This is a genomic window from Streptomyces jumonjinensis (genome assembly GCF_009600885.1).
GTDB lineage: Bacteria > Actinomycetota > Actinomycetes > Streptomycetales > Streptomycetaceae > Streptomyces > Streptomyces jumonjinensis.
Genome location: NZ_VCLA01000180.1, coordinates 83,109 through 108,318, shown reverse-complemented (window position 1 = coordinate 108,318; position 25,210 = coordinate 83,109). Strand labels below are relative to the sequence as shown.

The window sequence follows — 25,210 nt, the reverse complement described above, 5'->3', positions numbered from 1 at the left end:
TCTGCGACTTCCTCGCGATGACCGACAGCGCGTCGGCGTCGTCCTGGGAGGGGACGGCGATCCGCACGATCTGGCAGCCGGACGCGGTGAGCTCCGCGATCTGCTGGAGAGTGGCGTTGACGTCGGCGGTCCGCGTGGTGGTCATCGACTGCACGGACACGGGGGCGTCGCCGCCGACGGCCACTGACCCGACCTGGATCTTCCGGCTGACCCGTCGGTCTGCGAGTTTGATCGGAACGGAAGGCATACCGAGAGAAATCGCGGTCATCAGCTGTGCAACCCCAAGGTGTGGATCGAGGTCCCGACATCGGCGGGCTCCAGCAATCGAGATTACGGCACCACCGTCACAGCAAGCACATCGCGCGCCCGAAAACGCCCCCGCACAGGTGAGCGGCCGGGTGCTGTGAGGCACCCGGCCGCCGGAGCCCGGCTCAGCTGATCTTGACTGGATTGACGATGTCGGCGACGAGCACCAACAGGGTGAAGCAGATGAAGACGCCCGCCACCACATAGGCGACCGGCATCAGCTTGGCCACGTCGAACGGGCCGGGGTCGGGCCGCCGGAAGAGCCGGGCCACCTTGCGGCGTACGGATTCCCAGAGCGCTCCCGCGATATGTCCGCCGTCCAGCGGCAGCAGCGGCAGCATGTTGAAGAGGAAGAGCGAGAGGTTGAAGCCCGCGAGCAGCATCAGGAAGCTGGCGACGATGTTCTGCGTCGGCACATCGAGGTTCATCACCTCGCCGCTGATCCGGGCCGCGCCGACGACGCCCACCGGGGAGTCGTCCTTGCGTTCGCCGTCGCCGAAGGCGGCGTCCCACAGATCCGGGATCTTGGCGGGAAGTGCGATGATCGACTCCACGCCGTTCTCCAGCATGTCGCCCATCCGGTCGACGGAGTCGACGAAGGAGAGTGGCAGGATCTCGGTCTTGGCGGCGAAGCCGAGGTAGCCGGCCGGGACGAACTTCTCCGGGATGACCTCGCCGTCGGAGTCCTTCGCGGCCACCGTGTTCTGGATCAGGTCGGCGTGGAGGACCTTCGTCTCGCCGTCGCGCTCGACGGTGAGGGTGGCGGGGCCGATGGTGTCGCGGATCCGGTCGGAGAGGGCGGCCCAGTCGTCGACGGGCTTCCCGTTGAAGGCGGTGATCCGGTCGCCGGTCCGCAGTCCCGCGAGCCGGGCGGGCGAGACCGGGTCGGACTCGGCGCACTTGTCGCGGTCCTCGCTCTGCTCGATGACGCATTTCTGGACGCCCGCGACCTCGGTGGTCTGGGTGGCGAACCCGAAGGTCATGGAGATGCCGAGGAAGATCGCGACGGCGAGGATCAGATTCATGAACGGGCCGGCGAACATCACGATCACGCGCTTCCACGGCTTGCGCGTGTAGAAGAGCCGCTTCTCGTCTCCCGGCTGGAGCTCCTCGTACGCGGCGGTGCGCGCGTCCTCGATCATTCCGCGCCAGGGCGAGGTGGACCGGGCCTCTATCCGGCCGTCCTCGCCGGGCGGGAACATTCCGATCATCCGGATGTAGCCGCCCATGGGGATGGCCTTGATGCCGTACTCGGTCTCGCCCTTGCGGCGGGACCAGAGGGTCGGGCCGAAGCCGACCATGTACTGCGGCACCCGGATGCCGAAGAGCTTGGCCGTCGAGAGATGGCCCAGCTCATGCCAGGCGATGGAGAAGAGCAGCCCCACGGCGAACAGCGCGATGCCGAGGATGGTCAACAGCAATGTCATGCGCGAGCCTCCGCTGTGGCCTTCGCTGCCAGCTCCCGGGCCCTGGCCCGGGCCCAGCTCTCCGCTTCCAGGACGTCCGACACCGTCAGCGAGGTCCCGCGCGCGGGCGCCCCGTGTTCGGTGACGACTTCCGTGACCGTATCCATGATTCCGTTGAACGGCAGCCGTCCGTCGAGAAACGCGTCGACGCATTCCTCGTTCGCGGCGTTGAACACGGCGGGGGCGGTGCCGCCGGCCTCGCCCACCTGCCGGGCGAGCCCGACCGAGGGGAACGCCTCGGTGTCGAGCGGGAGGAACTCCCAGGTCGACGCCTGGGTCCAGTCGAAGGCGGGGGCCGCGTCGGGCACCCGCTCGGGCCAGCCGATGCCGACCGCGATCGAGCCCGTCATATCGGGCGGGGTGGCCTGGGCGATGGTCGAGCCGTCGATGAACTCCACCATGGAGTGAACGTAGGACTGGGGGTGGACGACGACCTCGATCCGGTCGAAGGGCACGTCGTAGAGGAGATGCGCCTCGATCACCTCCAGGCCCTTGTTGACCAGGGTCGCGCTGTTGACCGTGATCACCGGGCCCATGGCCCAGGTGGGGTGGGCGAGCGCGTCGGCGGGGGTGACATCCGCCAGCTCCGCCCGGGTCCGGCCGCGGAAGGGGCCGCCGGACGCGGTGACCACCAGCTTGCGCACATCGGCGCGGGTGCCGGCCGCCAGGGACTGGAAGATGGCGGTGTGCTCGGAGTCCACCGGGATGATCTGGCCGGGCCGGGCGAGGGCCTTCACCAGCGGCCCGCCGACGATGAGCGACTCCTTGTTGGCGAGGGCGAGGGTGCGGCCCGCCTTCAGCGCGGCGAGGGTCGGGGCGAGTCCGATGGAGCCGGTGATGCCGTTGAGCACGGTGTGGCATTCGGAGGCGGCGAGCTGGGCCGCCGCCTCCGGTCCGGCCAGGATCTCGGGGACGGGCTCGGCGCCGTACTGCGCGGACAGGGCCTCCCGCAGCGCGGGCACGGCGTCCTCGCGGGCCACCGCGACCGCCCGCACCCGCAGCCGCCTGGCCTGCTCGGCCAGGAGTCCCACACGTCCGCCCGCGGCGGAGAGCGCGGTGACCCTGAAGCGGTCGGGGTTGCGCAGGGCGAGGTCGATGGCCTGGGTGCCGATGGACCCGGTGGCGCCGAGGACGACGACGTCCCGCCGCCCTTCGGCCGGGTCGAAGGCGATATGCGGGTCGGCGAGGGGGGATGGGCTGTCGCTCATCCCCCCATTGTGTCCGTAAGGGAGAGGTGTGTGGACAGGGGCTCACCCGCCATACCTCTCCGTGCCTCTCCGTGGCCGGAAGGGCGGCCCCCGGCTCACCCGGGGATGGGCCGGTGGGCGTTGTCGTGTACGGAGGGACCGGGGGTGGCGTCGGCGATCCAGGGCCCCTCGCCGCCGGGGTCGACGATGCCCTCCTCCAGCCAGGCGTACCGCCCGGCGAGCACCCCGTCCACCACCTTGCGGTCGATGTCGTCGGTGTTCGCCCAGAGCCGGGTGAACAGCTCCTCCACCCTGATCCTGGCCTGCCGGCAGAACACGTCGGCGAGCTGGTACGCCTCCCTGCCGTGCTCACCGGTGGTGCGCAGCAGCTCGGCGCGGACGCAGGCGGCGCTCATCGCGAACAGCTCGGCCCCGATGTCGACGATCCGGCCGAGGAAGCCCTGTTTGGTCTCCATCCGGCCCTGCCAGCGGGACATGGCGTAGAAGGTCGAGCGGGCGAGCTTGCGGGCGGAGCGCTCGATGAAGCGGAGGTGCGTCGCCAGGTCGGCATGGCCCGCCGGGTGGAATTCGCCGTAGGTGCGCGGGAGCTGACCGGGTCCGGCGACCAGCCGGGGCAGCCAGCGGGCGTAGAAGGCGGTGGCCTGGGCGCCCGCTCTGGCCTTGTCGCCCACGGACTTCTCCGGGTCGATCAGGTCGCCCGCCACCTTGAGGTGGGCGTCGACGGCCTCCCGGGCGATCAGCAGATGCATGATCTCGGTGGAGCCCTCGAAGATCCGGTTGATGCGCAGATCGCGCAGGATCTGCTCGGCGGGTACGGCGCGCTCGCCCCGGGCGGCGAGCGAGTCGGCGGTCTCGAAGCCCCGGCCGCCGCGGATCTGGACCAGCTCATCGGCGATCAGCCAGGCCATCTCGGAGCCGTACAGCTTGGCGAGGGCGGCTTCGATGCGGATGTCGTTGCGGTCCTCGTCGGCCATCTGGGAGGAGAGGTCGAGCACGGCTTCGAGGGCGAAGGTGGTGGCGGCGATGAAGGAGATCTTCGCGCCGACCGCTTCATGCCGGGCGACCGGTCTGCCCCACTGCTCACGGGCCGCGGACCATTCACGGGCGATCTTCAGACACCATTTGCCCGCGCCGACGCACATGGCGGGGAGCGAGAGCCGGCCGGTGTTGAGGGTGGTGAGGGCGATTTTGAGGCCGGCGCCCTCGGGGCCGACGCGGTTGGCCGCGGGGACCCTGACGGCGTGGAAGCGGGTGACGCCGTTCTCCAGGCCGCGCAGGCCCATGAAGGCGTTGCGGTGCTCCACGGTGATGCCCTCGCTCGACGCCTCGACGACGAAGGCGGTGATGCCGCCCCGGTGGCCCTCGGACTTCGGGACCCGGGCCATGACGACCAGGAGATCCGCGACGACGCCGTTGGTCGTCCACAGCTTGACGCCGTCCAGGACGTAGGAGTCGCCGTCCGGTACGGCGGTGGTGGCGAGGCGGGCCGGGTCGGAGCCGACGTCGGGCTCGGTGAGGAGGAAGGCGGAGATGTCATGGCGGGCGAGCCGGGGGAGGAAGGCGTCCTTCTGTTCCTCGGTGCCGAACAGTTTGAGCGGCTGGGGTACGCCGATCGACTGATGCGCGGAGAGCAGCGCGCCGATGGCGGGGCTGGCGGAGCCGACGAGCGCGAGGGCCTTGTTGTAGTACACCTGGGTGAGGCCGAGTCCGCCGTACTTGACGTCGATCTTCATCCCGAGCGCGCCGATCTCTCTGAGGCCGTTGATCACCTCGTCGGGGATACGGGCCTCGCGCTCGATGAGCGCGCCGTCGATCCGGCTCTCGCAGAATGCGCGGAGCCGGTGGAGGAACTCCTCGCCGCGCCGGGTGTCCTCCCCGGCGGGGAGGGGGTGCGGATGGATGAGATCGAGCCGGAACCGGCCCAGGAAGAGCTCCTTGGCGAAGCTGGGCTTATGCCAGTCCTGCTCGCGCGCGGCCTCGGCGACCCGCCGTGCCTCTTGCTCGCTGACCTTGGGGGGCCGGTTCGTCTCCAGTGGTGCGGTCATGAGGTCCACCTCGCCGCGAGTCGGGTTTCCGGGCGTCGGAGGGCTTTCACAGGGCCGGGGCGGTCCCCTGCTGCCGACCGGTGCTACTCGTCCGTACTACCTGATTCCGGACCCTTCCACCAGTCTCCGGGAGGTCTGCGGACGGCTCTCCGGGAGCGCGAGGGGGTACGGGAACGGCCGGAGCCCCCGCACAGTGGGCTCCGGCCGTGGTCCATCGGGTCGCCGGGCGGCTACAGGGCCAGTCCGGTGAGGACCAGCACCCGCTCGTAGGTGTAGTCGTCCATCGCGTAGGCGACGCCCTCGCGCCCGACGCCGGACTGCTTGGCGCCGCCGTAGGGCATCTGGTCGGCGCGGTAGGAGGGCACGTCGCCGATGATCACGCCGCCGACCTCCAGGGCGCGGTGGGCGCGGAAGGCGGTCTGCACATCGTGGGTGAAGACGCCGGCCTGAAGGCCGTACGGCGAGTCGTTGACGGCGGCGAACGCCTCGGCCTCGCCGGTCACCTCGGTGACCGTGAGGACGGGTCCGAAGACCTCCTCGCAGGCGAGGGTGGTACCGGCCGGGACCTCGGCGAGCACGGTCGGGGCGTAGGTCGCGCCGTCGCGCTCGCCGCCGGTGAGGAGCTTGGCGCCGGCCTTGACCGCCTCGTCCACCCAGGACTCGACGCGCTTGGCGGCGTCCTCGCTGACCAGCGGGCCGACGTCGGTGGCGGAGTCGGAGGGGTCTCCGGTGACCTGGGCCTCGACGGCGGCGACGATCTTCGGGAGCAGCCGGCCGTAGACGGCGGAGTCGGCGATCACCCGCTGCACGGAGATGCAGGACTGGCCGCCCTGGTAGTTGGAGAAGGTGGCGATGCGGGTCGCCGCCCAGTCCAGGTCCTGCTCGGAGGACCAGTCGCCGAGGACGACGGCGGCGCCGTTGCCGCCCAGCTCCAGGGTGCAGTGCTTGCGCGGGACGGAGTCCATGATCGCGTAGCCGACCGGGCCGGAGCCGGTGAAGGAGATCACCGGCAGCCGCTCGTCCTGGACGAGTGCGGGCATCCGGTCGTTGGGCACCGGAAGGACGGACCAGGAGCCGGCCGGGAGGTCGGTCTCGGCCAGCAGCTCGCCCAGGACCAGGGAGGAGAGGGGGGTGGCCGGGGCGGGCTTGAGGATGATCGGGGCGCCGACCGCGATGGCCGGGGCGACCTTGTGGGCGCTGAGGTTCAGCGGGAAGTTGAACGGCGCGATGCCGAGGACGGTGCCCCGGGGGATGCGGCGGGTGAGGGCGAGCCGGCCGGTGCCGCCCGCGTCGGTGTCGAGGCGCTGGGCCTCGCCGCCGTTGAAGCGGCGGGCCTCCTCGGCGGCGAACCGGAAGACGGAGACGGCGCGGCCGACCTCGCCGCGGGCCCACTTGATCGGCTTGCCGTTCTCGGCGGAGATCAGCTGGGCGATCTCCTCGGTGCGCTCGGCGAGCCGCTTGGAGACATGGTCGAGGGCGGCGGCGCGGACATGGGCCGGGGTCGCGGCGAACTCGTCGCGTACCGCGTGGGCGGCGGCGACGGCCTCCTCGACCTGCGCTTCGGTGGGGACGGAGACCTTGCCGACGAGACGTCCGTCCCACGAGTTGGTGACGTCGAAGGAGGTCTCGCCGGTGGCCTGGCGGCCGGCGAGCCAGAAGGCGTGGGTGGAGGTCATGTCCCGGCCCTTCCGAGATAGATGGGGTGCGTCCGACCACGGTAGGACCGGGAGGGAGTTCGGGGGGTTGTCCGGGGTGGAGTGATCGGCGGCTGTTTCCCGCCGCTTTGGCGAGGGCGGAGAGACGCCTACGGCGGGACGCCGAGCGCGCTCGGCGTCCCGCCGTTCCTGCGAGGGGCCTCCGGAGCGCGCTCAGCGCCGTACCGGCCGGTCGGCCACGGCGCTTCCCGGACGGAGGCGGGGAAGGAAGTGGGAAAGCGCGGGCCGTGGCGGCGGGGGGGGCGGCATGGGTGCGCGGGCCCCGGCCCCGGCAGGCGGGGCCGGTCGCCCTCAGGCGCGCGGGGCAGGGCCCGCCGAGGTCTTCAGTGCCAGCCAGAGCTCCATCCGGACGTCCGGATCGTCCAGCGAGCGGCCGAGGATCTCCTCCACCCGGCGCATGCGGTAGCGGAGGGTGTGGCGGTGGACGCCCAGCTCCGCCGCCGCCGCGTCCCACTGGCCGTGGCGGGAGAGCCAGGCGCGCAGGGAGGCCACCAGATCGCCGCGGCCCGTCGCGTCGTGCTCGTACAGCGCGCGCAGCATCCCGTCGGCGAAGGCGCGGACGGCGTCGTCGGCCAGCAGCGGAAGGATCGACCCTGCGGCCAGCTCCTCGTGCTCGACCAGCGCGAGTCCCCGTCTGCGGGCCACCGACAGGGCCTGTTCGGACTGTTTGTACGCGCCCGCGGCGGCGATCGGCCCGGTCGGGGCCGAGAGCCCGAGGACCACCTCGGCGTCCTCCGTCTCCTTGGCCCCGTAGACGGCGGCACAGGCCGTGACCACCGCGCCGCCGTCGGCGGCCAGCACCACCAGACGGTCCTCGGTCTCCGGCACCGTGAGCACCGGCTCCCCCGCACGGGCAGCCGCCGACTCCAGCGATTCGGCCAGCTCCTGGAGCGGCTGTGCGCCCCCGCGGTCCGCCTCCTCACCGGCCGGTTCGGCGATCAGCAGCCGGAAGGGCATGTCGAGCAGCGTCCCGTACAGATCCCCGGCGACCGCGCGGGCGTGGTCGGGCTGCCCCGACAGCAGCATCCTCAGCACCGCGGCCCCCAGGCGCTGCTCCGCCCGCTGGAGGGAGCGCGAGCGGGCGGTGGCGAGGGTGAGCAGGGCGACGGCGGAGTGCACGGCGTACCGCTCGGCGGTGCCCGGCGCGGTCCCCGTGCCGACCGCGAGCGCGCCGCGCAGCTGCCGCCCGGTGCCCAGCGCCTGGAGCTCGACCCGGTCGTCCCCGGTGTCCGCGACCACCGAGCTCGCGGGCAGGGAGCGCTCCCGCAGCCGCTGTACGTCGGGGGTGAGCCGGGCGGCCCTGCGGCCGGCCCACTCGGGCGACGCGGCGACGACGGCTCCGGAGGCGTCGTAGAGCGCGGCCCAGCCATGGACATGGGCGGCGAGCCGGGCCACGACGGCGGCCGGGCCGTCGGCGAGCGCGGCCCGGGTCAGTTCGCGCTGGGCCTCGAATCCGGCGGTCACGGACCGGTACTGATCGGCGGCGATCGCCGCCGAGACCGCCTTGCTGATGGCGAGAAAAGGGGTCCGGCGCGGCACGGCGAGCAGCGGGAAGTCCGCTTCCCGCGCCGCGTCGACCAGCGCCTCGGGGATGTCCTGGTAGTAGACGCCGACCGCGAAGCCGAGCCCGACGACGCCCGCCCCGGCCAGTCTGCGCACATAGCGGCGCATGGCCTCGCGGTCCTCGGCGTCGAGGGTCATCGCGGTGACGAGCAGCAGCTCGCCGCCTTCCATGTACGGGACGGGGTCGGCGAGCTCGCTGACATGCGCCCAGCGCACGGGGGTCTCCAGCCGGTCCTCCCCCGCGCGCACGGTGAGCTTGAGCGCCGAGTGCTGGACGAGCGAGGCGAGGGTGGGCGGCATGGGAGCTTCGGAGACCTTCGGGGCCGGGTGCGTGGGATTTCGCCGTCCCGTATGAACGGCATGCTGTGATTCTGCCATCCCGTAGCAGGGGATGACCGGTGCCAGGGCGTTTTCCGATGGATCGGGCCGGATCAGTGAGCGGGGTCCTGGTGCATGGGGTCTCCCCAGGTCCGCAGGGCCGGGGAGCGTGTCCCGGCAATCAACGCCGGGTCGGTTCTCTCATCGGTTCTCTCATCGGATCTCTCATCGGACGATCGCTTCACTCGTCCGAAACGCGATGTCGTATTTCCGCCAGCGCCGGTGGTCTCGCCCACGAGAGAGTCGGCGACGGCTCGTGTTCCTGATCGCGGGTCTGTCCGTCCGGCATTTCGCGAAAGGCACAGCGCATGCATGTCGTCCCCGGTCTCAAGGTCCTGTACTTCGGAACGCCGGTGGTGCTGATCAGCTCACTCAACGAGGACGGCACGGCGAACCTGGCGCCGATGTCCTCGGCGTGGTGGCTGGGCCAGTCGTGCATGCTCGGTCTCGGCAACAATGCCCAGACCACCGCGAACCTGCTCAGAGAGGGCGAGTGCGTGCTCAACCTGCCCTCGTCGGCGATGGTCCATGTCGTCGACCGGATCGCGCTCACCACCGGGAAGCCGGCCGTGCCGGACTACAAGGTGAAGCAGGGCTACCGTTACGAGCCGGACAAGTTCTCGACCGCACAGCTGACCGAACAGGCGTCGGACCTGGTCCGGGCCCCCAGGGTCGCGGAATGTCCGGTCCAGCTGGAGTGCCGCGTCGTCTCGGCCCATCCCTTCGGCGGTCCCGCGTCGCACGCCACCGCCTTCGAGGTCGAAGTCCTTCGCGCCCATGTCGAGGAGGACCTGGTCATCCCGGGGACGCACTATGTGGACCCGCTCGGCTGGGACCCGCTGATCATGAAGTTCTGCGAGTTCTTCGGCGGTGGGGACAACGTTCACCCGTCGAGACTCGCCGAGGGCTGGAACATGCCGCACGAGCTCCGGACGACGGCCGTCTGAGCAAGCGTCCGGCGGTCACCCGTTCAAGCACCCGGCACGCGTGTCGCCCATGTCCCCGGACAACACTCCTAGGGCACGGCAGGCAGACGGGACTTTGAGGACACGACCTAGGTCCGAAGGTCGACCAGGAGCGGGGGCGTGTGCTCGCCCCGTACGGTCGTCAGCGAGAGCACGGCGTGTCCCGCGGGCACCAGATGCGCGAGGTCGGATGCGGACCAGCGGGCGCGCTCGACCTCGCGGACGGTGACCGCCTCGGCGGTGGCGGCCTTGCCGGTGACCAGGCGGCGCATCAGGTGCACGGCCTTGGTGAGGGGCTCGTCCGAGATGATCTGCCGGTTGGTGACATCGCGGGTCTGCACCCATTCGGTGCCCCAGGTCTCGGCGAACCGGTTGCCGTCCCAGGGCGCGAGCCCGGCGAAGGCCATCCGGCAGCCGACCGCGCCGAGCAGCGGTCCCCGCAGCGGCTCGGGCACGTCCTCCAGGGTGCGCAGGGCGAGCACCGCTCCGGCGTTGGCGGAGCGGAGCCGCTGGATGGCGCGTACCGAGTCGGCGGTGACGGTGGAGGTGGCGTCGTCGAGGACGAGCGCGGCGAAGAGCGACCGGTCGCGGCGGCCGAGGGCGGCCTCGGTGAACTGGGCGAGGATGAGCCGGGCGAGGATGCGGGACGCCTCGGCGTGGCCGCGTTCGGGCAGATCGACGCGGACGCGCAGCGGATGTTCGATGGCGCGCAGCGAGAACTGCCGTCCGGCGCCGTCGGTGCGGAAGAAGCGGGTGAAGGCGGGCCGGTCGAGGAAGGCGATGCGTTCGGCGAGGAGTATGCCGATGTCGTCGGCGCGGGCGGACTGGCGCTCGCGGGCGTCCAGCTCGCGCAGCAGGGCCGCGCCGGGGGCGCCCTGGGCGGTGAGCGCGGTCCGCAGCCCGGCGACGGCGGCGGGCGTGCCGCCGAGGAGTTCGCGTAGCTCGGGTACGGCGGGGAAGTGTCCGTGGACGGCGTGGTACGGCCCGATCAGCTGGGCCAGCGCGGTGGCGGCGCGTCGGCTGTCGCCGCCGGGGAGGGTGGCGGCGAGGTCGCCGACAAGGGCTTCGGCGAGGGTGCGGGCGGCTTCGTCGGGGTCGTCGGCGCCGCCGTAGAGGTCGAGGTCGTGGGTGGACTCGGGCCGTCCGACGGAGATGACGAGGTCGAAGGCGTCGTCGGGGGCGAGCTGGGCGCCGTGGGCGGTGACGGCGACGACGGCGGCGCGGTTGGCGAGCGCGAGCAGACACATCGACTCGACGACGGGCCGCACCAGCCGCACGCTCTTGCCGGATCCGGAGGGCCCGACGGCCAGCAGTGAGGTCCCGAGCAGCGTGGGGTCGAGGGCGACGCCGGTGGTGCGGCGGGCGTAGGGGTTGCGGGGGTCGTCGGCGGCGGTGCCGATTCTGACCTGTGCGGTGGCCAGGTCGTGGGTGGCGGCTCGGACGCTCAGATCGCGTACGCCGGAGGGGTGGGCGCAGGCGGCCGGGCCGTGTGCGCGCACGGTGTCGGCGAACGAGGCGAGCAGGTCCGGCCGGGCCCGGACGCCCTGCCAGGCGCGTCTGATCCTGGCGTAGTCCACGTCGTGGAGGGCTCCGGCGCGGGTGGCCTCGGTGAGGCGGTGCGCGGCGTCGGCGAGCCCGGCGGCGCGCAGTTCGGGCCATTCGGCGGGGTCGGCCCCGGCGGGCGGCGGCGGTGGGGCGACGGGGCGGCCCTCGCGGCGCGCGTAGCGGCGCCAGATCTCGGGCACATGGCCGATCCGGGCGAAGAACACCAGCATCCCGCCGCCGACGATCGCGTAGTAGGTGTAACTGGCGGCGGCCCAGACGGGCGGGTCGGAGCGCCAGGAGTCCGGGGTCAGCACGAGCAGGGGCCAGATCCAGTAGGTCCCGAGATAGCCGTTCCAGAGCAGGGACCAGAGCAGCCAGCCGCTGAGCAGGGCGATGACCGCCCCGGCGAAGAGTCTGCGGGCGGGGATCCGGTCGGGCTCCTCCTCGGGGCGGGCGCGGTGGCCGAGCCGCCAGATCCCGGGGTCGGCGGCGGGCCGGGGGATGCGCAGCCAGTCGGCGAGGTCGGGGCGGGTGGTGGGCGCGTGGCCCGGGACGGCGGGGATCGCCGGGGATCCCGGGGGGCCCGGGTGTCCCAGGGGTCCCGGGTGTCCCAGGGGTCCCGGCGGCGGTCCGGCGATCCCGGGGGAACCAGGGGCCCCGGGCGGCGGGCCGACGGGGATTCCGGTGGCCCCCGGTGGCGGCCCGGCGGGCCGGGGCACGGCGGACGGCGACGGGCCGGACTCGGCGGACGGCGACGGGTCGGCTGGCGCTGTGGGCCGGGACGGCGATGGACCAGGCACGGCAGACGGCGACGGCGACGGCGACGGGCCAGGCACAGCGGACGGCGGTGGACCGCACGCCGCGGACGGCGGTGGACCGCACGCCGCGGACGGCGGTGGGCCGGGCGCTGTCATGGGGCGGGGCGGGGGCGCCACGGGCGGTGGCACAGGGCCGGACCGTCTGCCGTGTGCGTCGAATGTGTCGTCGGAATCCATCAACCGCTGCCCCCTGACCAGCCAGGCCCGCTCTGTGCACCGTCAATCTAGTGCCCCGGTGCGGGGAGTTCACCGATTCCCCCGGGCGGAGTGCGCCCGCGCCCGGGATCGGGTGTCCGGTCCGCCTATGTCCGGTGAGGACAACCGCCTGCCCCTCAACACTCCCGAACGGCGCATGCCCGCCCCCCTCCCCCGCCCCTAGCCTGCGCGTAAAGAAAAAGCAGCGTCCAGAGCACCCCCAGGAGCCCCTCATGACCGCTATCCCGCAGGAGCGCCGCGTCGTCACCGCCATTCCCGGCCCCAAGTCGATCGAGCTTCAGGCCCGCCGGACCGCCACGGTCGCCAGCGGAGTGGGGTCCGTGCTGCCCGTCTTCACGGCGCGCGCCGGGGGCGGGATCATCGAGGACGTCGACGGCAACCGGCTGATCGACTTCGGTTCTGGCATCGCCGTGACCAGCGTCGGCGCGAGCGCCGAGGCCGTGGTGCGCCGGGCCGCCGCCCAGCTCGCCGACTTCACCCACACCTGCTTCATGGTGACGCCCTACGAGGGGTATGTGGAGGTCGCCGAGGCGCTCGCCGAGCTCACCCCGGGTGATCACGCCAAGAAGTCCGCGCTCTTCAACTCCGGCGCGGAGGCCGTCGAGAACGCCGTCAAGATCGCCCGTGCGTACACCAAGCGCCAGGCGGTCGTCGTCTTCGACCACGGCTACCACGGCCGTACCAACCTCACCATGGCGCTGACGGCCAAGAACATGCCGTACAAGCAGGGCTTCGGGCCGTTCGCGCCCGAGGTCTACCGGGTGCCGGTGGCGTACGGCTACCGCTGGCCGACCGGTGCCGAGAACGCCGGGGCCGAGGCGTCCGCGCAGGCCATCGACCAGATCAGCAAGCAGATCGGCGCGGAGAACGTCGCCGCGATCATCATCGAGCCGGTGCTCGGCGAGGGCGGCTTCATCGAGCCCGCCAAGGGCTTCCTCCCGGCGATCGCGCAGTTCGCGAAGGACAACGGGATCGTGTTCGTCGCGGACGAGATCCAGTCGGGCTTCTGCCGCACCGGCCAGTGGTTCGCCTGTGAGGACGAGGGCGTCGTCCCGGACCTGATCACCACCGCCAAGGGCATCGCGGGCGGCCTTCCGCTCGCCGCCGTCACCGGCCGCGCCGAGATCATGGACGCCCCGCACGCGGGCGGCCTCGGCGGCACCTACGGCGGCAACCCGGTGGCCTGCGCCGGCGCGCTCGGCGCGATCGAGACCATGAAGGAGCTCGACCTCAACGCGAAGGCCAGGCGCATCGAGGAGGTCATGAAGGGCCGGCTGTCGGCGATGCAGGAGAAGTTCGACGTCATCGGCGACGTCCGCGGCCGAGGCGCGATGATCGCGATCGAGCTGGTGAAGGACCGCGACACCAAGGAGCCGCACCCGGCCGCGACCGCCGCGCTGGCCAAGGCGTGCCACGCCGAGGGCGTGCTGGTGCTGACCTGTGGCACCTACGGCAATGTGCTGCGCTTCCTGCCGCCGCTGGTGATCGGCGAGGACCTGCTGAACGAGGGTCTCGACATCATCGAGCGGGCCTTCGCGGGCATCTGACCGGCCCGCCGCGGGGTCCCGTCGAATTTTCGGCGGATCGCCTCCGGATCGGCGTTCGAAAGCCCCCCGGAAGTCCCTGTAGGACCCTGTAGGACCCCGGACGGCTCCGGAAGAGCCTGCCGGCCGGTCCCCGACCAGGCGGAACGGTCGCTACCTGTGAAGAACGTGTGGGGGGGCGATGGCGGGATGGAGATCCGGCTGTCGGTCCCCCCGCCCCCTGCCGTACGGTTTCTGCAGATGAGAGAAACACCCCGCTCGCAGGGGACTGCGAGCGAGCCCGGGACAGCGCATCCCCAGCCTTGTCCCGGGTGTGCGTTCGCGCACACCACCGGAGCCTCGCGTTCCGGAACTCCTCACCGATCGGATAGCCGCTCGCCCCAAACCCCCCGGGGCGTGCGGCAGACCGATCCGGCCGGCTGCTTCGGAACCACCCCCCCTGTTCCGAAGCGGCCGGCCCTTCTCCGTACCCTCCCGGCCGTCGCTCTCTGTGCCGTCGTTCTCTGTGCCGCCCTCTTCGCGCTGATCACCTGGCAGATCGCGGCGGACGGACCGCTGCGCTCCCTGGATGAGCGCGCCGGGCGCGCGCTGGCGGGGCACGGTCCCCGGGCGCTGACCGAGGCGCTCGCCGACCTCGGCGCCGTGGCCATCGCGCTGCCGGTGCTCGCCGCGGCCATCGCGTACACCCTGCTGCGCGACCGCGCCGCCCGGCGGTACGAAGCGCTGGGCGCGGTCCTCGCGATGGCCGCCGTCCCCGCGCTCGTCGTCCCGCTGAAGGCGCTGATCGACCGGCCGGGCCCGCTGACCGACGCCACCGGCTACTACCCGTCCGGCCATACCGCGACCGCGATGGCGGCGTACACCGGAGCCGCCCTGCTGCTCGGCCCCTACCTCCCGGAGGCGCTCCGGAACGCGGCACTGCCCGCCGCCGGGGTGCTCTCCCTGGCGACGGGCGTGGGACTGGTCCTGCGCGGCTATCACTGGCCGCTGGACGTGGTGGGCAGCTGGTGCCTGTGCGCGGCGGTGCTGCTGATCGTCTCCAGCGGTACGCGCCGGATCAACTCCAGGTGTACGCGTCGAAGTTCCGGGAGAACTGCTGCTGGTTGTAGCGGTCCCAGTTGATCGACCAGGTCATCAGTCCGCGCAGCCCGGGATAGGTGCCATGGGTCTGGTACGAACCGCAGTTGGTCTTCTTCGTCAGACAGTCCAGCGCCTTGTTCACCTCCGCGGGCGGGGTGTGGCCGCCCGCCGCCTGGGTGGAGGCCGGGAGGCCGATGGCGACCTGCTCGGGACGGAGCGGCGGGAAGATCCGTGACTGATTGCCCGCGACCGGGAAGCCGGTGAGCAGCATGTCGGTCATCGCGATGGCGAAGTCCGCGCCGCCCATGGTGTGGTACTGGTTGTCCAGGCCCATGATCGGACCCGAGTTGTAGTGCTGGACGTGGAGCAGGCTGAGATCGTCCCGCAGGGCGTGGATGACCGGGAGATACGATCCGGCGCGCGGGTCCTGGCCGCCCCAGGGGCCGGAGCCGTAGTACTGGTACCCCAGCTGCACGAAGAAGGTCTCCGGCGCCATGGTGAGGATGAAGTCCTTGCCGTACTTCGCCTTGAGGGTCTTGACGGCCGAGATCAGATTGACGATCACCGGGCTCGTCGGGGAGCGGAAGTCGGTGTCCCCGGTGTTCAGCGAGAGGGAGTGGCCTTCGAAGTCGATGTCCAGGCCGTTGAGGCCGTAGTCGTCGATGATCTTCGATACGGAGGTGACGAAGGCGTCGCGGGCCGCCGTGCTGGCGAGCTGGACCTGTCCGTTCTGGCCGCCGATGGAGATCAGCACCGTCTTGCCCGCCGCCTGCTTGGCCTTGATGGCGGCCTTGAAGTCGGCGGTGGACTCGACGCCCGGGCACTCGGCGACCGGGCAGAGGCTGAAGCGGATGTCGCCCGAGGTGACCGAGGTCGGTTCGCCGAAGGCCAGATTGATGACGTCCCAGGAGTCGGGCACGTCCGCGAGCCGGGTGTAGCCGGAGCCGTTGGCGAAACTGCTGTGCAGATAGCCGACGAGGGCGTGGGCGGGCAGCCCGCCGCCCGGGTCGCCGCCGCCGGTGGTCGTGGCGCTCACCGCCGTGGACTTCGCCGATTCACCGGCGCTGTTGACCGCGGTGACCTGGAAGCTGTACGGGGTCGAGGGGGTGAGCCCGGTGACGGTGGCCGACGGGCTGCTCGCCGAGGTGACCTTGGCGCCGCCCCGGTAGACGTTGTAGCCGGTGGCTCCCGGTACGGGGTTCCAGCTCAGCGGTACGGAGGTGGAGCCGGGCGAGCCCGCCGTCAGCCCGGTGGGGACGGCCGGGATCTGGACCGGGTCGCCGCCGGGGCCGAAGAGGGAGATGTCGTCGGCGTGGTAGGCGGGGGTGCCGTACCAGCCGTGGGTGTAGACGGTGACCGAGGTGGTGGCCGCGCCCGTGCGGAAGGCGGTGGAGAGCTTCTGCCAGCTGCTCGCCGACGGCGTCCAGGTGTAGACGTCGGAGGTGCCGGTGCCGGAGACCCCCAGATAGACGTAGCCGCCCTGGACCCAGCCGCTGAGGGTGTAGTCGGAGTTGGGCTTGACGGTGATCGTCTGGCTGCACTTGGCGTTGTCGCCGCCCGCCGGGGTGGCCTTGAGCGCCGAGACGCCGCCATGGACGGGGGAGCTGACGGCGGCGCCGCTGCCGGCCGTGCAGTTCCAGCCGGTGAGGCCCGCTTCGAAGCCTCCGTTGACGGCGAGTTCGCTGTCGGCCGCCGCGGCGGTGGTCGCGGCGGCGACGAGGCCGCTGACGGCGAGGACGGCCGCGGAGAGGGCGGCGGTGAGTCTGGTGCGATATCCGGCGCGGCGTCGGCCGCGCCCTCTGGTGCGTTCCACAACTGCCTCCGTGCGTGGGGGGATGGAAGTGGGAGCGCGGTCAATTTGGTCCAGACCAATGAGGTTGTCAAGACCTCCGGCAGCCTCCGGCAGGTACCTCCGGAGATAGGCGGCGGGTGCGGCGGGTGAGCGGCGGCCGTCCGAGCGGTTCCGGGAGGGGCGGGCGGAGCCGGGCGGCCGGCTCCGGGAGAGGCCGTCCCGGAGCCGTCCGGCCAGCCCCGGGAGAGGCCGGAACGACGGCTTCCGGGCAGAGCCGGGCGTACGACTCCGGGAGCCGCCCGGAACCACGGCTTCCGGGCGGCTCCCGGGCGGGGTCGAAGGGCCCGGGCGGACCCGCGCGCCCCCTGGGCCCCGCCCGGACCAAAGGCCCCCCGGCGCCGCCGCCCGTATCCGTAAGCGGAGTCTCACTCCCCCTCGCCGCACGCCAGCGTCGCCGCCGCCTCGTGCATCGCCAGCTCCAGCAGCGCCGGATCGGTGAGCGTCCCGGAACCGTCCGGAGCGATCAGCCAGCGGACCCCGTTGCCGCTCGCCCGCCCCGGGTACGGGACGACGATCCAGGTCCCCCGCCCCGCGCCGCGGACCCCGGTGCCGAGCCAGCGCCCGGCCGTGCCCGCCGGTACGAAGAACCCCATCCGGGCGTCGCCGAAGTCGGCGAGCACCGGGCCCGGCCGATCGGTCAGCCGGTTCAGCACATCGAGCGCGGCGTAGCCGAGTTCGCCCGGCAGGATCAGCACATCCCAGCGCCGCCCGGCGGGCAGCAGGGCGATCCCCAGCGGGTTGCGCTCCCACTCCCACCGGCAGGCCGCCGGGTCCGGCGCCACCGACACCAGCCACTCCACCGCGGTCTTCGCCCCCGAGCCAGTCATCGTCCGGCCTCCGTCCTTCGCTCCGTGTGTCGTTCCAGGGGCTCTGCGAGCTCCTGCACACGGGGAGAGCGGGCCGGGCGTCCGCGATGACGCGGGTTCGGCTACTTCTTGGTAGTGAACTGGGTCACCGTGCGCGCCGGGCGGGCGGGACCGGCGCGCGCCCGGATCAGCTCCGGATCAGCTGTCGAAGCCGAGACCCAGCCGGTCCATCGTCCGCAGCCAGGCGTTACGCCGCCCGCCCCGGGCATCCGCCCTGGCCAGCGACCACTTGGTGAGCTCGATCCCGGCCCAGGCGACCGGCTCCGGCGGGAACGGCAGCGGTTTGGTGCGCACCATCTCCAGGCCGGTGCGCTCGGTGGACCGGCCGGCCAGCAGATCGAGCATCACCTCCGCGCCGAACCGGGTGGCTCCGACGCCCAGGCCCGTATAGCCGGCGGCGTAGGAGACCCGGCCGCCGTGGGCCGTGCCGAAGAAGGCCGAGAACCGGGAGCAGGTGTCGATCGCCCCTCCCCAGGCATGGCTGAAACGCAGCCCTTCCAGCTGGGGGAAGCAGCGGAAGAAATGCCCGGCCAGCTTGAGATAGGTCTCGGGCCGGTGGTCCATCTCGGCGCTGACCCGGCCGCCGAAGGGGTAGACCGCGTCATAGCCGCCCCACAGGATGCGGTGGTCGGCGGTCAGCCGGAAGTAGTGGAACTGGTTGGCGGCGTCCCCCAGCCCCTGACGGCCCCGCCAGCCGATGGCCGCGAGCTGGTCGGGGCTGAGCGGCTCGGTCGTCAGGGCGTAGTCGTAGACCGGGACGGTATAGGGGCGTACCCGTCTGACCAGCGACGGGAAGACATTGGTGCCGAGCGCGACCCGGCGGGCGAAGACCCGGCCCCAGGGGGTGCGCACGGCCATCCCGGAACCGGCCGGGGCGAGTTCGAGCCCGCGGGTGTTCTCGTAGATCCGTACGCCCAGATCGAGACAGGCCCGCTTGAGTCCCCAGGCCAGCCTGGCCGGGTGCAGCATGGCGGTGCCGCGCCGGTCCCAGAGCCCGCCGAGGAAGGTCGGCGAGTCGACCTCGGCGCGCAGGGCGTCCCGGTCGAGGAGTTCGAGCCCGTCGAAACCGAACCGGCGGGCCTGCTCGTGCATCTCGTCGAGCTCCGCCAGCTGATGGGGCTCGGTGGCGACGTCGATCGACCCGGTCCGTTCGAAGTCGCAGTCGATGGCGTAGGTCTCGACCGCCTCCTCGATCGCGTCGAGATTCTGTGCGCCGAGCCGCTCCAGACGGTCGATCTCATCCGGCCAGCGGGCGATGCCGTTGCCGAGGCCGTGGGTGAGGGAGGCGGCGCAGAAGCCTCCGTTGCGGCCCGAGGCGGCCCAGCCGGTCTCGCGCCCCTCGATCAGGACGACATCGCGGGCCGGGTCGCGCTCCTTGGCCAGCAGCGCGGTCCACAGTCCGCTGTAGCCGCCGCCGACGACCAGCAGATCGCAGCGTTCGTCCGTGGTGAGCGCGGGCAGCGCGGCGGGCTTTCCCGGGTCGTCCAGCCAGAAGGCGACCGGCTGGGCGTCGGCGAGGGACGCGGCGAAGTTCATGGCGGCTCGGGCCATGGTTTTCCACTCCTTAGCGGCCGGGGCGGCGGGCGGCCGGCCCGGCGATATCGCGCGGTGCGCTGCTTCGACCGTGTGTTACCCGGTCGGTGCGCTCTTCTTCCGCCGGCCGCTGATGAGCTGGCCGGCGACCACGATCAGTACGGCCAGGGCGAACATGGCCGTGCCGATGACATTGATCTGGACAGGGGTACCGCGCTGGGCCGAGCCCCAAACGAACATGGGGAAGGTGACGGTGCTGCCCGAATTGAAGTTGGTGATGATGAAATCGTCGAAGGAGAGCGCGAAGGCGAGCAGCGCGCCCGCGGCGATTCCGGGGGCCGCGATCGGCAGGGTGACCCGCAGAAAGGTCTGCACGGGCCCGGCGTACAGATCGCGGGCGGCCTCCTCCAGCCGGGGGTCCATGGAGAGCACCCGGGCTTTGACGGCGACGACCACAAAGCTCAGACAGAACATGGTGTGCGCGATGAGCACGGTCCAGAAGCCGAGTTCCGCGCCGAGGTTGAGAAAGAGCGTGAGCAGCGAGGCGGCCATGACGACCTCGGGCATCGCCATCGGCAGAAAGATCAGTGAGTTGATCGCGCCCCGTGCCCGGAAGCGGTAGCGGACCAGCGCGAAGGCGATCATCGAGCCGAGGACGGTGGCCCCGATCGTCGACCAGAGCGCGATCTGGAGGGAGAGCGCGAGCGAGCCGCACATATCGGCGACGCCGCAGGGATCCTCCCAGGCGTGGGTGGAGAATTCCCGCCAGGAGTAATTGAACTTCCCGGCCGGTTTATTGAACGAGAACACCATCACCACGATGTTCGGCAGGATCAGATAGGCCAGGGTGAGCAGTCCCGCGATGGCGACGATATGACGCCGGAACCATCCCGTCAGAGATTTCGGAGCCGCTTTCAGAGCCGCTTTTGGAGCCGCTTTTGGAGTCATCAGACCAGATCCTCCGTTCCGGCCCGCCGGATATAGACGGTGACGATGATGAGCACGATGGCCATGAGCAGGAACGAGAGCGCGGCGGCGGTCGGGTAGTCCAGCACTCTCAGGAACTGCGACTGGATGACGTTGCCGACCATTTTGGTGTCGGTGGAGCCCAGCAGTTCGGCGTTGACATAGTCGCCGCTGGCGGGAATGAAGGTGAGCAGGGTCCCGGAGACCACCCCGGGCATGGAGAGCGGGAATGTCACCCGGCGGAAGACGACGGCGGGCCGCGCGTACAGATCCCCGGCCGCTTCGTGCAGCCGTGGGTCGATCCGCTCCAGCGAGGTGTAGAGCGGCAGGATCATGAAGGGGAGGAAGTTGTACGTCAGCCCGGTGACCACCGCGAGCGGGGTGGCGAGGACCCGGTTCCCGTCGGTCATCCCCAGCCATCCGGTGACATCGAGGAAGCCGATCGCGCCCAGGGTCTCCACCACCGGTCCGCTGTCCGCGAGGATCGTCTTCCAGGCGAGCGTACGGATCAGAAAGCTGGTGAAGAACGGCGCGATGACCAGGACGAGCAGCAGATGGCGCCAGCGGCCCGCCTTGAAGGCGATCAGATACGCCAGCGGATAGCCGAGCAGCAGACAGAGGGCCGTCGCCGTGCCCGCGTAGAGCACCGAGCGGAGGAACTGCGGCCCGTACTCGCCGAGGGCGTCGGCGTACGTCCGGAAGTGCCAGGTGACGGTGAAGCCCTCTTCCAGGGAGCCGGTCTGCACGGAGGTCGACGCCTGGTAGACCAGCGGCAGCGCGAAGAAGACCAGCAGCAGCAGAACACCGGGCAGCAGCAGCCAGTACGGGATCAGCGCGCGGCGCAGCGGCGGTCTGCGGACGGCCATGGGCGCGGGCTCGGACGGGGGTACGGGCGCGGGCGGCGCCTCGGCGGGGGCGGTCATGAGGCCGCCCCCGCGCTCCCGGCCGCCGTCGCCACCCCGGCGCCGATGTCCTGGGCGGCGTCGAGCCCGAAGGTGTGGTCCGGACTCCAGTGGACGGTGACCGGTGCGCCCGGCGTGAGCCGGGGGTCGCGCTCGATGTTCTGGACGTAGACCTCCAGCGCGGGGCCGACCGGGGTGTCGATGAGGTACTGGGTGGAGACGCCGAGGAAGCTGGAGGCGGCGATCGTTCCGGTGATCCGGTTCCGTCCGTCGGAGACCGTGGCCGTCGCGTCCGTGTCTGTGTCTGTGTCGTCGGTGTCCCCCGCGTAGCTCAGCGAGATCTTCTCGGGGCGGATGCCGACCAGCAGCTTCCCGCCGGCCGTGGGGACGGTGGCGCAGCGTGCGGCGGGCAGCCGGAGCCGGGTGTTCGCGGCGGTGACGGCTATCTCGCCGCCGCTCACGGAGGTGACCTCGGCCGCGATGAGGTTGGAGGTGCCGAGGAAGTTGGCGACGAAGGTCGTCGCCGGGTTCTCGTACAGTTCGGCGGGCGCGCCCAGCTGCTCGACCCGGCCGCCGTTCATCACCGCGACCGTGTCGGCCATGGTCATGGCCTCCTCCTGGTCGTGGGTGACATGGACGAAGGTGATCCCGACCTCGGTCTGGATGCGCTGGAGTTCCAACTGCATCTGGCGGCGGAGTTTGAGGTCGAGCGCGCCGAGGGGCTCGTCGAGCAGCAGCACCCGGGGGTGGTTGATGAGCGCTCGGGCGACGGCGACGCGCTGCTGCTGTCCGCCGGAGAGCTGGTGCGGTCTGCGGCTCGCGAAGTCGCCGAGCTGGACCAGGTCGAGCATCTCGCCGACCTGCTTCTTCACCGATCGGATGCCGCGCCGGCGCAGTCCGAAGGCGACGTTCTCGTAGATGCTGAGATGGGGGAAGAGGGCATAGCTCTGGAAGACCGTGTTGACGGGCCGTTTGTAGGGCGGGAGGCCGGTGACGTCTCGGTCGCCGAGGAAGACGGAGCCGGTGGTCGGGTCCTCCAGACCGGCGATCAGCCGCAGGGTGGTGGTCTTTCCGCAGCCGGACGCGCCGAGCAGGGCGAAGAAGGCGCCCTGGGGCACGGTCAGATCCAGGGGGTGGACGGCGGTGAAGGAGTCGCCGTAGGTCTTGCTGATCCCCACGAGGCGGACATCGCCGCCCGCTGTTGTGTCGTTCATGGGTCGCGGTCCCAGGGGTTGCGGATGGACAGGGGGGTCAGGCGCCGATGAGCCGGGCGAACTTCTCTTCGTACGCCTTCTCCTCCTCGCTGGTCAGCGAGCGGAAGGCATGGGACCTGGCGGCCATCTCCTGGTCCGGGAGGATCAGGGTGTTGGCGGCCAGCGCGGGGTCGATCTTCGCCAGTTCACCGGCGACTCCGTCGACCGGGCAGACGTAGTTGATGTACGCGGCGAGCCGGGCGGCGACCGGCGGCTCGTAGTAGTAGTCGATGAGCCGGGTCGCGTTGCTCCGGTGTCCGGCTCCGGCGGGGACGAGCAGATTGTCGGTGGAGGTGATGTATCCGGCGGCGGGGATGGCGTACGCGATGTCCGGGTTGTCGGCCTGGAGCTGGATGACGTCACCGGCCCAGGCGAGACAGGCGGCGAGATCGCCCTTGCCCAGGTCCGAGGTGTAGTCGTTGCCGGTGAAGCGGCGTATCTGCTTCTTGTCGACGCCCTTCTGGAGTCGGCCGATCGCCTCGTCGTACTCGGCGTCGGTGAAGTCCGCCGGGTCTCTGCCGAGGTCGAGCAGGGTCATGCCGATGGTGTCGCGCATCTCGGTGAGAAAGCCGACCCGGCCCTTGAGCGCGGGGTCGTCGAGCAGCTGGGCGACGGAGTCGACCTTCTTCCCGCCGGTCGCCTTGGTGTTGTAGGCGATGACGGTGGAGATTCCGGTCCAGGGGTAGGAGTAGGCGCGGCCCGGGTCCCAGTCGGGGGTACGGAACTGGGCGGAGAGCCGGGCGTACGCGTGGGGCAGCAGCGAGGCGTCGAGCCGCTGGACCCAGCCGAGGCGGATCATCCGGGCGGCGAGCCAGTCGGTGACGCAGATCAGATCGCGGCCGGTGTCCTGGCCTGCGGAGAGCTGGGGCTGGATCTTGCCGAAGAACTCGACGTTGTCGTTGATGTCCTCGGTGTACTTGACCTTGATGCCGGTGCGCCGGGTGAAGCCGGCCAGCGTGGGGCGGCTCTTCTTGTCCTTGCTGACGTCCATGTACTCGGTCCAGTTGGAGAAGGCGACCGTCTTCTCCCGGGCGGACCGGTCGTCGGAGGACTCGGCGCTGCCTTCCCGTCCGGCGGGCGGGATGCCGCAGGCGCTCAGCACGGCGGAACCGCCGAGGGCGAGGGCGCCGGCGCCGCCGGCGCGGAGCAGCGAACGCCGGGTGAGGGCGGACCGGCCGCTGGTCAGAGTGCGCCGTACCGCCGCGACCTGGGCCGTGGACATGCCGTCGGGCGCGTAGGGATCCATGAGCTGTGCCCTTTCGGGAGGCGCTTGGGGGAGGCGCTTGCAGGACGGGTGCGGGAAGCGCTTGCGGGAGGCGCTTGCAGGACGGGTGCGGAGATGGCTATCGGTCGCCGAAGACGGTGCGGTGCCAGTCCTTGCGCACCACGGCGGTGTTGTCGTACATCACATGCTTGACCTGGGTGTACTCCTCGAAGGAGTAGGCCGACATGTCCTTTCCGAAGCCCGAGGCCCGATAGCCGCCGTGCGGCATCTCGCTGATGATCGGGATGTGGTCGTTGATCCAGACGCAGCCGGCCCTGAGCTCGCGGGTGGCGCGGCCCGCCCGGAAGACGTCCCGGGTCCCGGCGGAGGCGGCGAGGCCGTAGGGGGTGTCGCCGGCGAGCGCGAGGCCCTCGTCGTCGGAGTCGAAGGGCAGGATCACCAGGACCGGGCCGAATATCTCGGACTGGACGATCTCGCTGTCCTGGGCCGCGCCTGCGATCAGGGTGGGCCGGTAGTAGGCGCCCTCGTTCTTCGGGGCGCTGCCTCCGGTGACGACGGTGGCGTAGCCGCGCGCCCGGTCGACGAAGGCGGCGACCCGGTCGCGGTGGGCGGCGGAGACCAGCGGTCCGAGGTCGGTGGCCGGGTCGAAGGGGTCGCCGAGACGGACCGTCGCCATCACATCGGCGATGCCCTCGGTCAGCTCCTCGTACAGCGGGCGCTGCACATAGACCCGGGTGGCGGCGGTGCAGTCCTGACCGGAGTTGATGAGCGCCCCGGCGACCGCGCCCTGGACGGCGGCGTCGGCGTCGGCGTCGTCGAAGACCACGAAGGGGGCCTTGCCGCCGAGTTCGAGATGGAGCCGCTTCACGGTGGAGGCGGCGAGCCCGGCGACCCTCCGGCCCACGGCGGTGGAGCCGGTGAAGGAGGTCATCGCGACGTCCGGGTGGGCGACGAGATGCTCGCCCGCGTCCCGGCCCGCGCCCGAGACCACGTTGACGACGCCGTCGGGGATGCCCGCGTCCGTGGCCGCCTCGGCGAACATCAGCGAGGTCAGCGGGGTGATCTCGGCGGGTTTGAGGACGACGGTGTTGCCTGCGGCGATGGCCGGGAGGATCTTCCACGCGGCCATCTGGAGGGGGTAGTTCCAGGGTGCGATGGAGCCGATGACGCCGATGGGCTCACGGCGTACGTAGGAGGTGTGGTCGGCGCTGTACTCCCCGGCGGACTGCCCCTGGAGATGGCGGGCCGCGCCCGCGAAGAAGGCGGTGTTGTCGATGGTGCCGGGGACGTCGAACTCGGTGGTGAGCCGGATCGGCTTGCCGCACTGGAGGGTCTCGGCGCGGGCGAGCTCATCGGCCCGGTCCGCGAGGACGGAGGCGAAGCGGTGCAGGGCCTCCGAGCGCTCCGCCGGGGTGGCCCCGGCCCAGCGGGGGAAGGCCGCTCGGGCGGCGGCCACGGCCGCGTCGACATCGGCGGGTCCGGCCAGCTCATAGCGGTGGACGGGCGCACCGGTCGCGGGGTCGACGACGGCCTGCGTCCGTCCGGATGTGCCGGGCCTCAGCCGCCCGCCGATGTACTGCGCACCCTCCGCGAAGCGGTTCGGCACGTGGTAGCGGTTGCCCATGGCGCTCTCCGTCATCGGTCCCGGCTGATATGTCGGGATGTGGTCCTGGCGTGAATTGAGTGCCGATCCTGACAGAGGGCCTGATCGGCGACAAGTGATTCCGTAGTTGCCTTTTGATTACGCGACGGAATCGGTTGACC

General features: G+C 71.5%; 18 protein-coding genes. 3 read left to right on the top strand and 15 right to left on the bottom strand.

The window, feature by feature from the left end; translation table 11 throughout:
- The 6 genes from FF041_RS28090 to FF041_RS28065 all read right to left on the bottom strand — a co-directional run.
- On the bottom strand, positions 1-268 hold a 268-nt coding region (locus FF041_RS28090; RefSeq protein ID WP_194292201.1), incomplete at its 3' end, for a flavodoxin-dependent (E)-4-hydroxy-3-methylbut-2-enyl-diphosphate synthase.
- A 163-nt stretch (positions 269-431) separates the two neighbouring features.
- A complete protein-coding gene (locus tag FF041_RS28085) occupies positions 432-1,733 on the bottom strand; it encodes a M50 family metallopeptidase (RefSeq protein ID WP_153484548.1) in 1,302 nt (433 codons plus the stop codon).
- Positions 1,730-2,980 (bottom strand): 1-deoxy-D-xylulose-5-phosphate reductoisomerase, encoded by a 1,251-nt coding sequence (gene dxr / locus FF041_RS28080; protein WP_153525426.1) that lies wholly within the window; start codon positions 2,978-2,980, stop codon positions 1,730-1,732. The genes FF041_RS28085 and dxr overlap by 4 nt, the downstream gene beginning before the upstream one ends.
- Before the next feature lie 95 nt (positions 2,981-3,075).
- Positions 3,076-5,025 carry an acyl-CoA dehydrogenase family protein gene (locus tag FF041_RS28075; protein WP_153525425.1) on the bottom strand — a complete coding sequence of 650 codons (1,950 nt, stop codon included), beginning with the start codon at positions 5,023-5,025 and terminating at the stop codon, positions 3,076-3,078.
- 230 nt (positions 5,026-5,255) lie between these two features.
- The gene (locus FF041_RS28070; RefSeq protein ID WP_153525424.1) at positions 5,256-6,701 is read right to left on the bottom strand and encodes an aldehyde dehydrogenase family protein; all 1,446 of its coding nucleotides are present in this window, start codon (positions 6,699-6,701) and stop codon (positions 5,256-5,258) included.
- A gap of 330 nt (positions 6,702-7,031) precedes the next feature.
- Positions 7,032-8,603: a PucR family transcriptional regulator gene (locus FF041_RS28065; protein ID WP_153525423.1), complete on the bottom strand. Its 1,572-nt coding sequence runs from the start codon at positions 8,601-8,603 to the stop codon at positions 7,032-7,034.
- Positions 8,604-8,989: 386 nt separating this feature from the next.
- Between FF041_RS28065 and FF041_RS28060 the strand changes: the two genes are divergently transcribed.
- Positions 8,990-9,628 (top strand): flavin reductase family protein, encoded by a 639-nt coding sequence (locus tag FF041_RS28060; RefSeq protein WP_153525422.1) that lies wholly within the window; start codon positions 8,990-8,992, stop codon positions 9,626-9,628.
- A gap of 107 nt (positions 9,629-9,735) precedes the next feature.
- On the opposite strand, the gene FF041_RS28055 is transcribed toward FF041_RS28060, so the two are convergent.
- Positions 9,736-12,105, bottom strand: coding sequence for a type IV secretory system conjugative DNA transfer family protein (locus tag FF041_RS28055; protein WP_228388671.1), 2,370 nt, complete (start codon positions 12,103-12,105; stop codon positions 9,736-9,738).
- Between the two features lie 332 nt (positions 12,106-12,437).
- Here FF041_RS28055 and gabT point away from each other — a divergent pair, with 332 nt between their 5' ends.
- Together gabT and FF041_RS28045 are read left to right on the top strand one after the other, a co-directional pair.
- Complete coding sequence (gene gabT / locus FF041_RS28050; protein WP_153525421.1) at positions 12,438-13,772, top strand: 4-aminobutyrate--2-oxoglutarate transaminase; 1,335 nt, start codon at positions 12,438-12,440, stop codon at positions 13,770-13,772.
- A gap of 237 nt (positions 13,773-14,009) precedes the next feature.
- Positions 14,010-14,891: a phosphatase PAP2 family protein gene (locus tag FF041_RS28045; protein ID WP_153525420.1), complete on the top strand. Its 882-nt coding sequence runs from the start codon at positions 14,010-14,012 to the stop codon at positions 14,889-14,891.
- Here FF041_RS28045 and FF041_RS28040 read toward each other — a convergent pair.
- The 8 genes from FF041_RS28040 to FF041_RS28005 form a co-directional block, all read right to left on the bottom strand.
- Entirely contained in the window at positions 14,827-16,662 is a 1,836-nt protein-coding gene (locus FF041_RS28040) for a chitinase (RefSeq protein WP_323392913.1), read from the bottom strand. The genes FF041_RS28045 and FF041_RS28040 overlap by 65 nt on opposite strands.
- Positions 16,663-17,066: 404 nt before the next feature.
- Positions 17,067-17,528: a hypothetical protein gene (locus FF041_RS28035; RefSeq protein WP_153525419.1), complete on the bottom strand. Its 462-nt coding sequence runs from the start codon at positions 17,526-17,528 to the stop codon at positions 17,067-17,069.
- A 177-nt stretch (positions 17,529-17,705) separates the two neighbouring features.
- Positions 17,706-19,118, bottom strand: coding sequence for an NAD(P)/FAD-dependent oxidoreductase (locus tag FF041_RS28030; protein WP_153525418.1), 1,413 nt, complete (start codon positions 19,116-19,118; stop codon positions 17,706-17,708).
- Between the two features lie 78 nt (positions 19,119-19,196).
- Complete coding sequence (locus tag FF041_RS28025) at positions 19,197-20,048, bottom strand: ABC transporter permease (protein WP_228388670.1); 852 nt, start codon at positions 20,046-20,048, stop codon at positions 19,197-19,199.
- Positions 20,048-20,989: an ABC transporter permease gene (locus FF041_RS28020; protein ID WP_153525417.1), complete on the bottom strand. Its 942-nt coding sequence runs from the start codon at positions 20,987-20,989 to the stop codon at positions 20,048-20,050. Before FF041_RS28020 ends, FF041_RS28025 begins: the two co-directional genes overlap by 1 nt.
- The gene (locus tag FF041_RS28015) at positions 20,986-22,182 is read right to left on the bottom strand and encodes an ABC transporter ATP-binding protein (RefSeq protein ID WP_153525416.1); all 1,197 of its coding nucleotides are present in this window, start codon (positions 22,180-22,182) and stop codon (positions 20,986-20,988) included. Before FF041_RS28015 ends, FF041_RS28020 begins: the two co-directional genes overlap by 4 nt.
- Positions 22,183-22,219: 37 nt before the next feature.
- Positions 22,220-23,467 carry a polyamine ABC transporter substrate-binding protein gene (locus tag FF041_RS28010; RefSeq protein ID WP_153525415.1) on the bottom strand — a complete coding sequence of 416 codons (1,248 nt, stop codon included), beginning with the start codon at positions 23,465-23,467 and terminating at the stop codon, positions 22,220-22,222.
- A 97-nt stretch (positions 23,468-23,564) separates the two neighbouring features.
- Positions 23,565-25,070, bottom strand: coding sequence for a gamma-aminobutyraldehyde dehydrogenase (locus FF041_RS28005; protein WP_153525454.1), 1,506 nt, complete (start codon positions 25,068-25,070; stop codon positions 23,565-23,567).
- Positions 25,071-25,210: the final 140 nt, after the last annotated feature.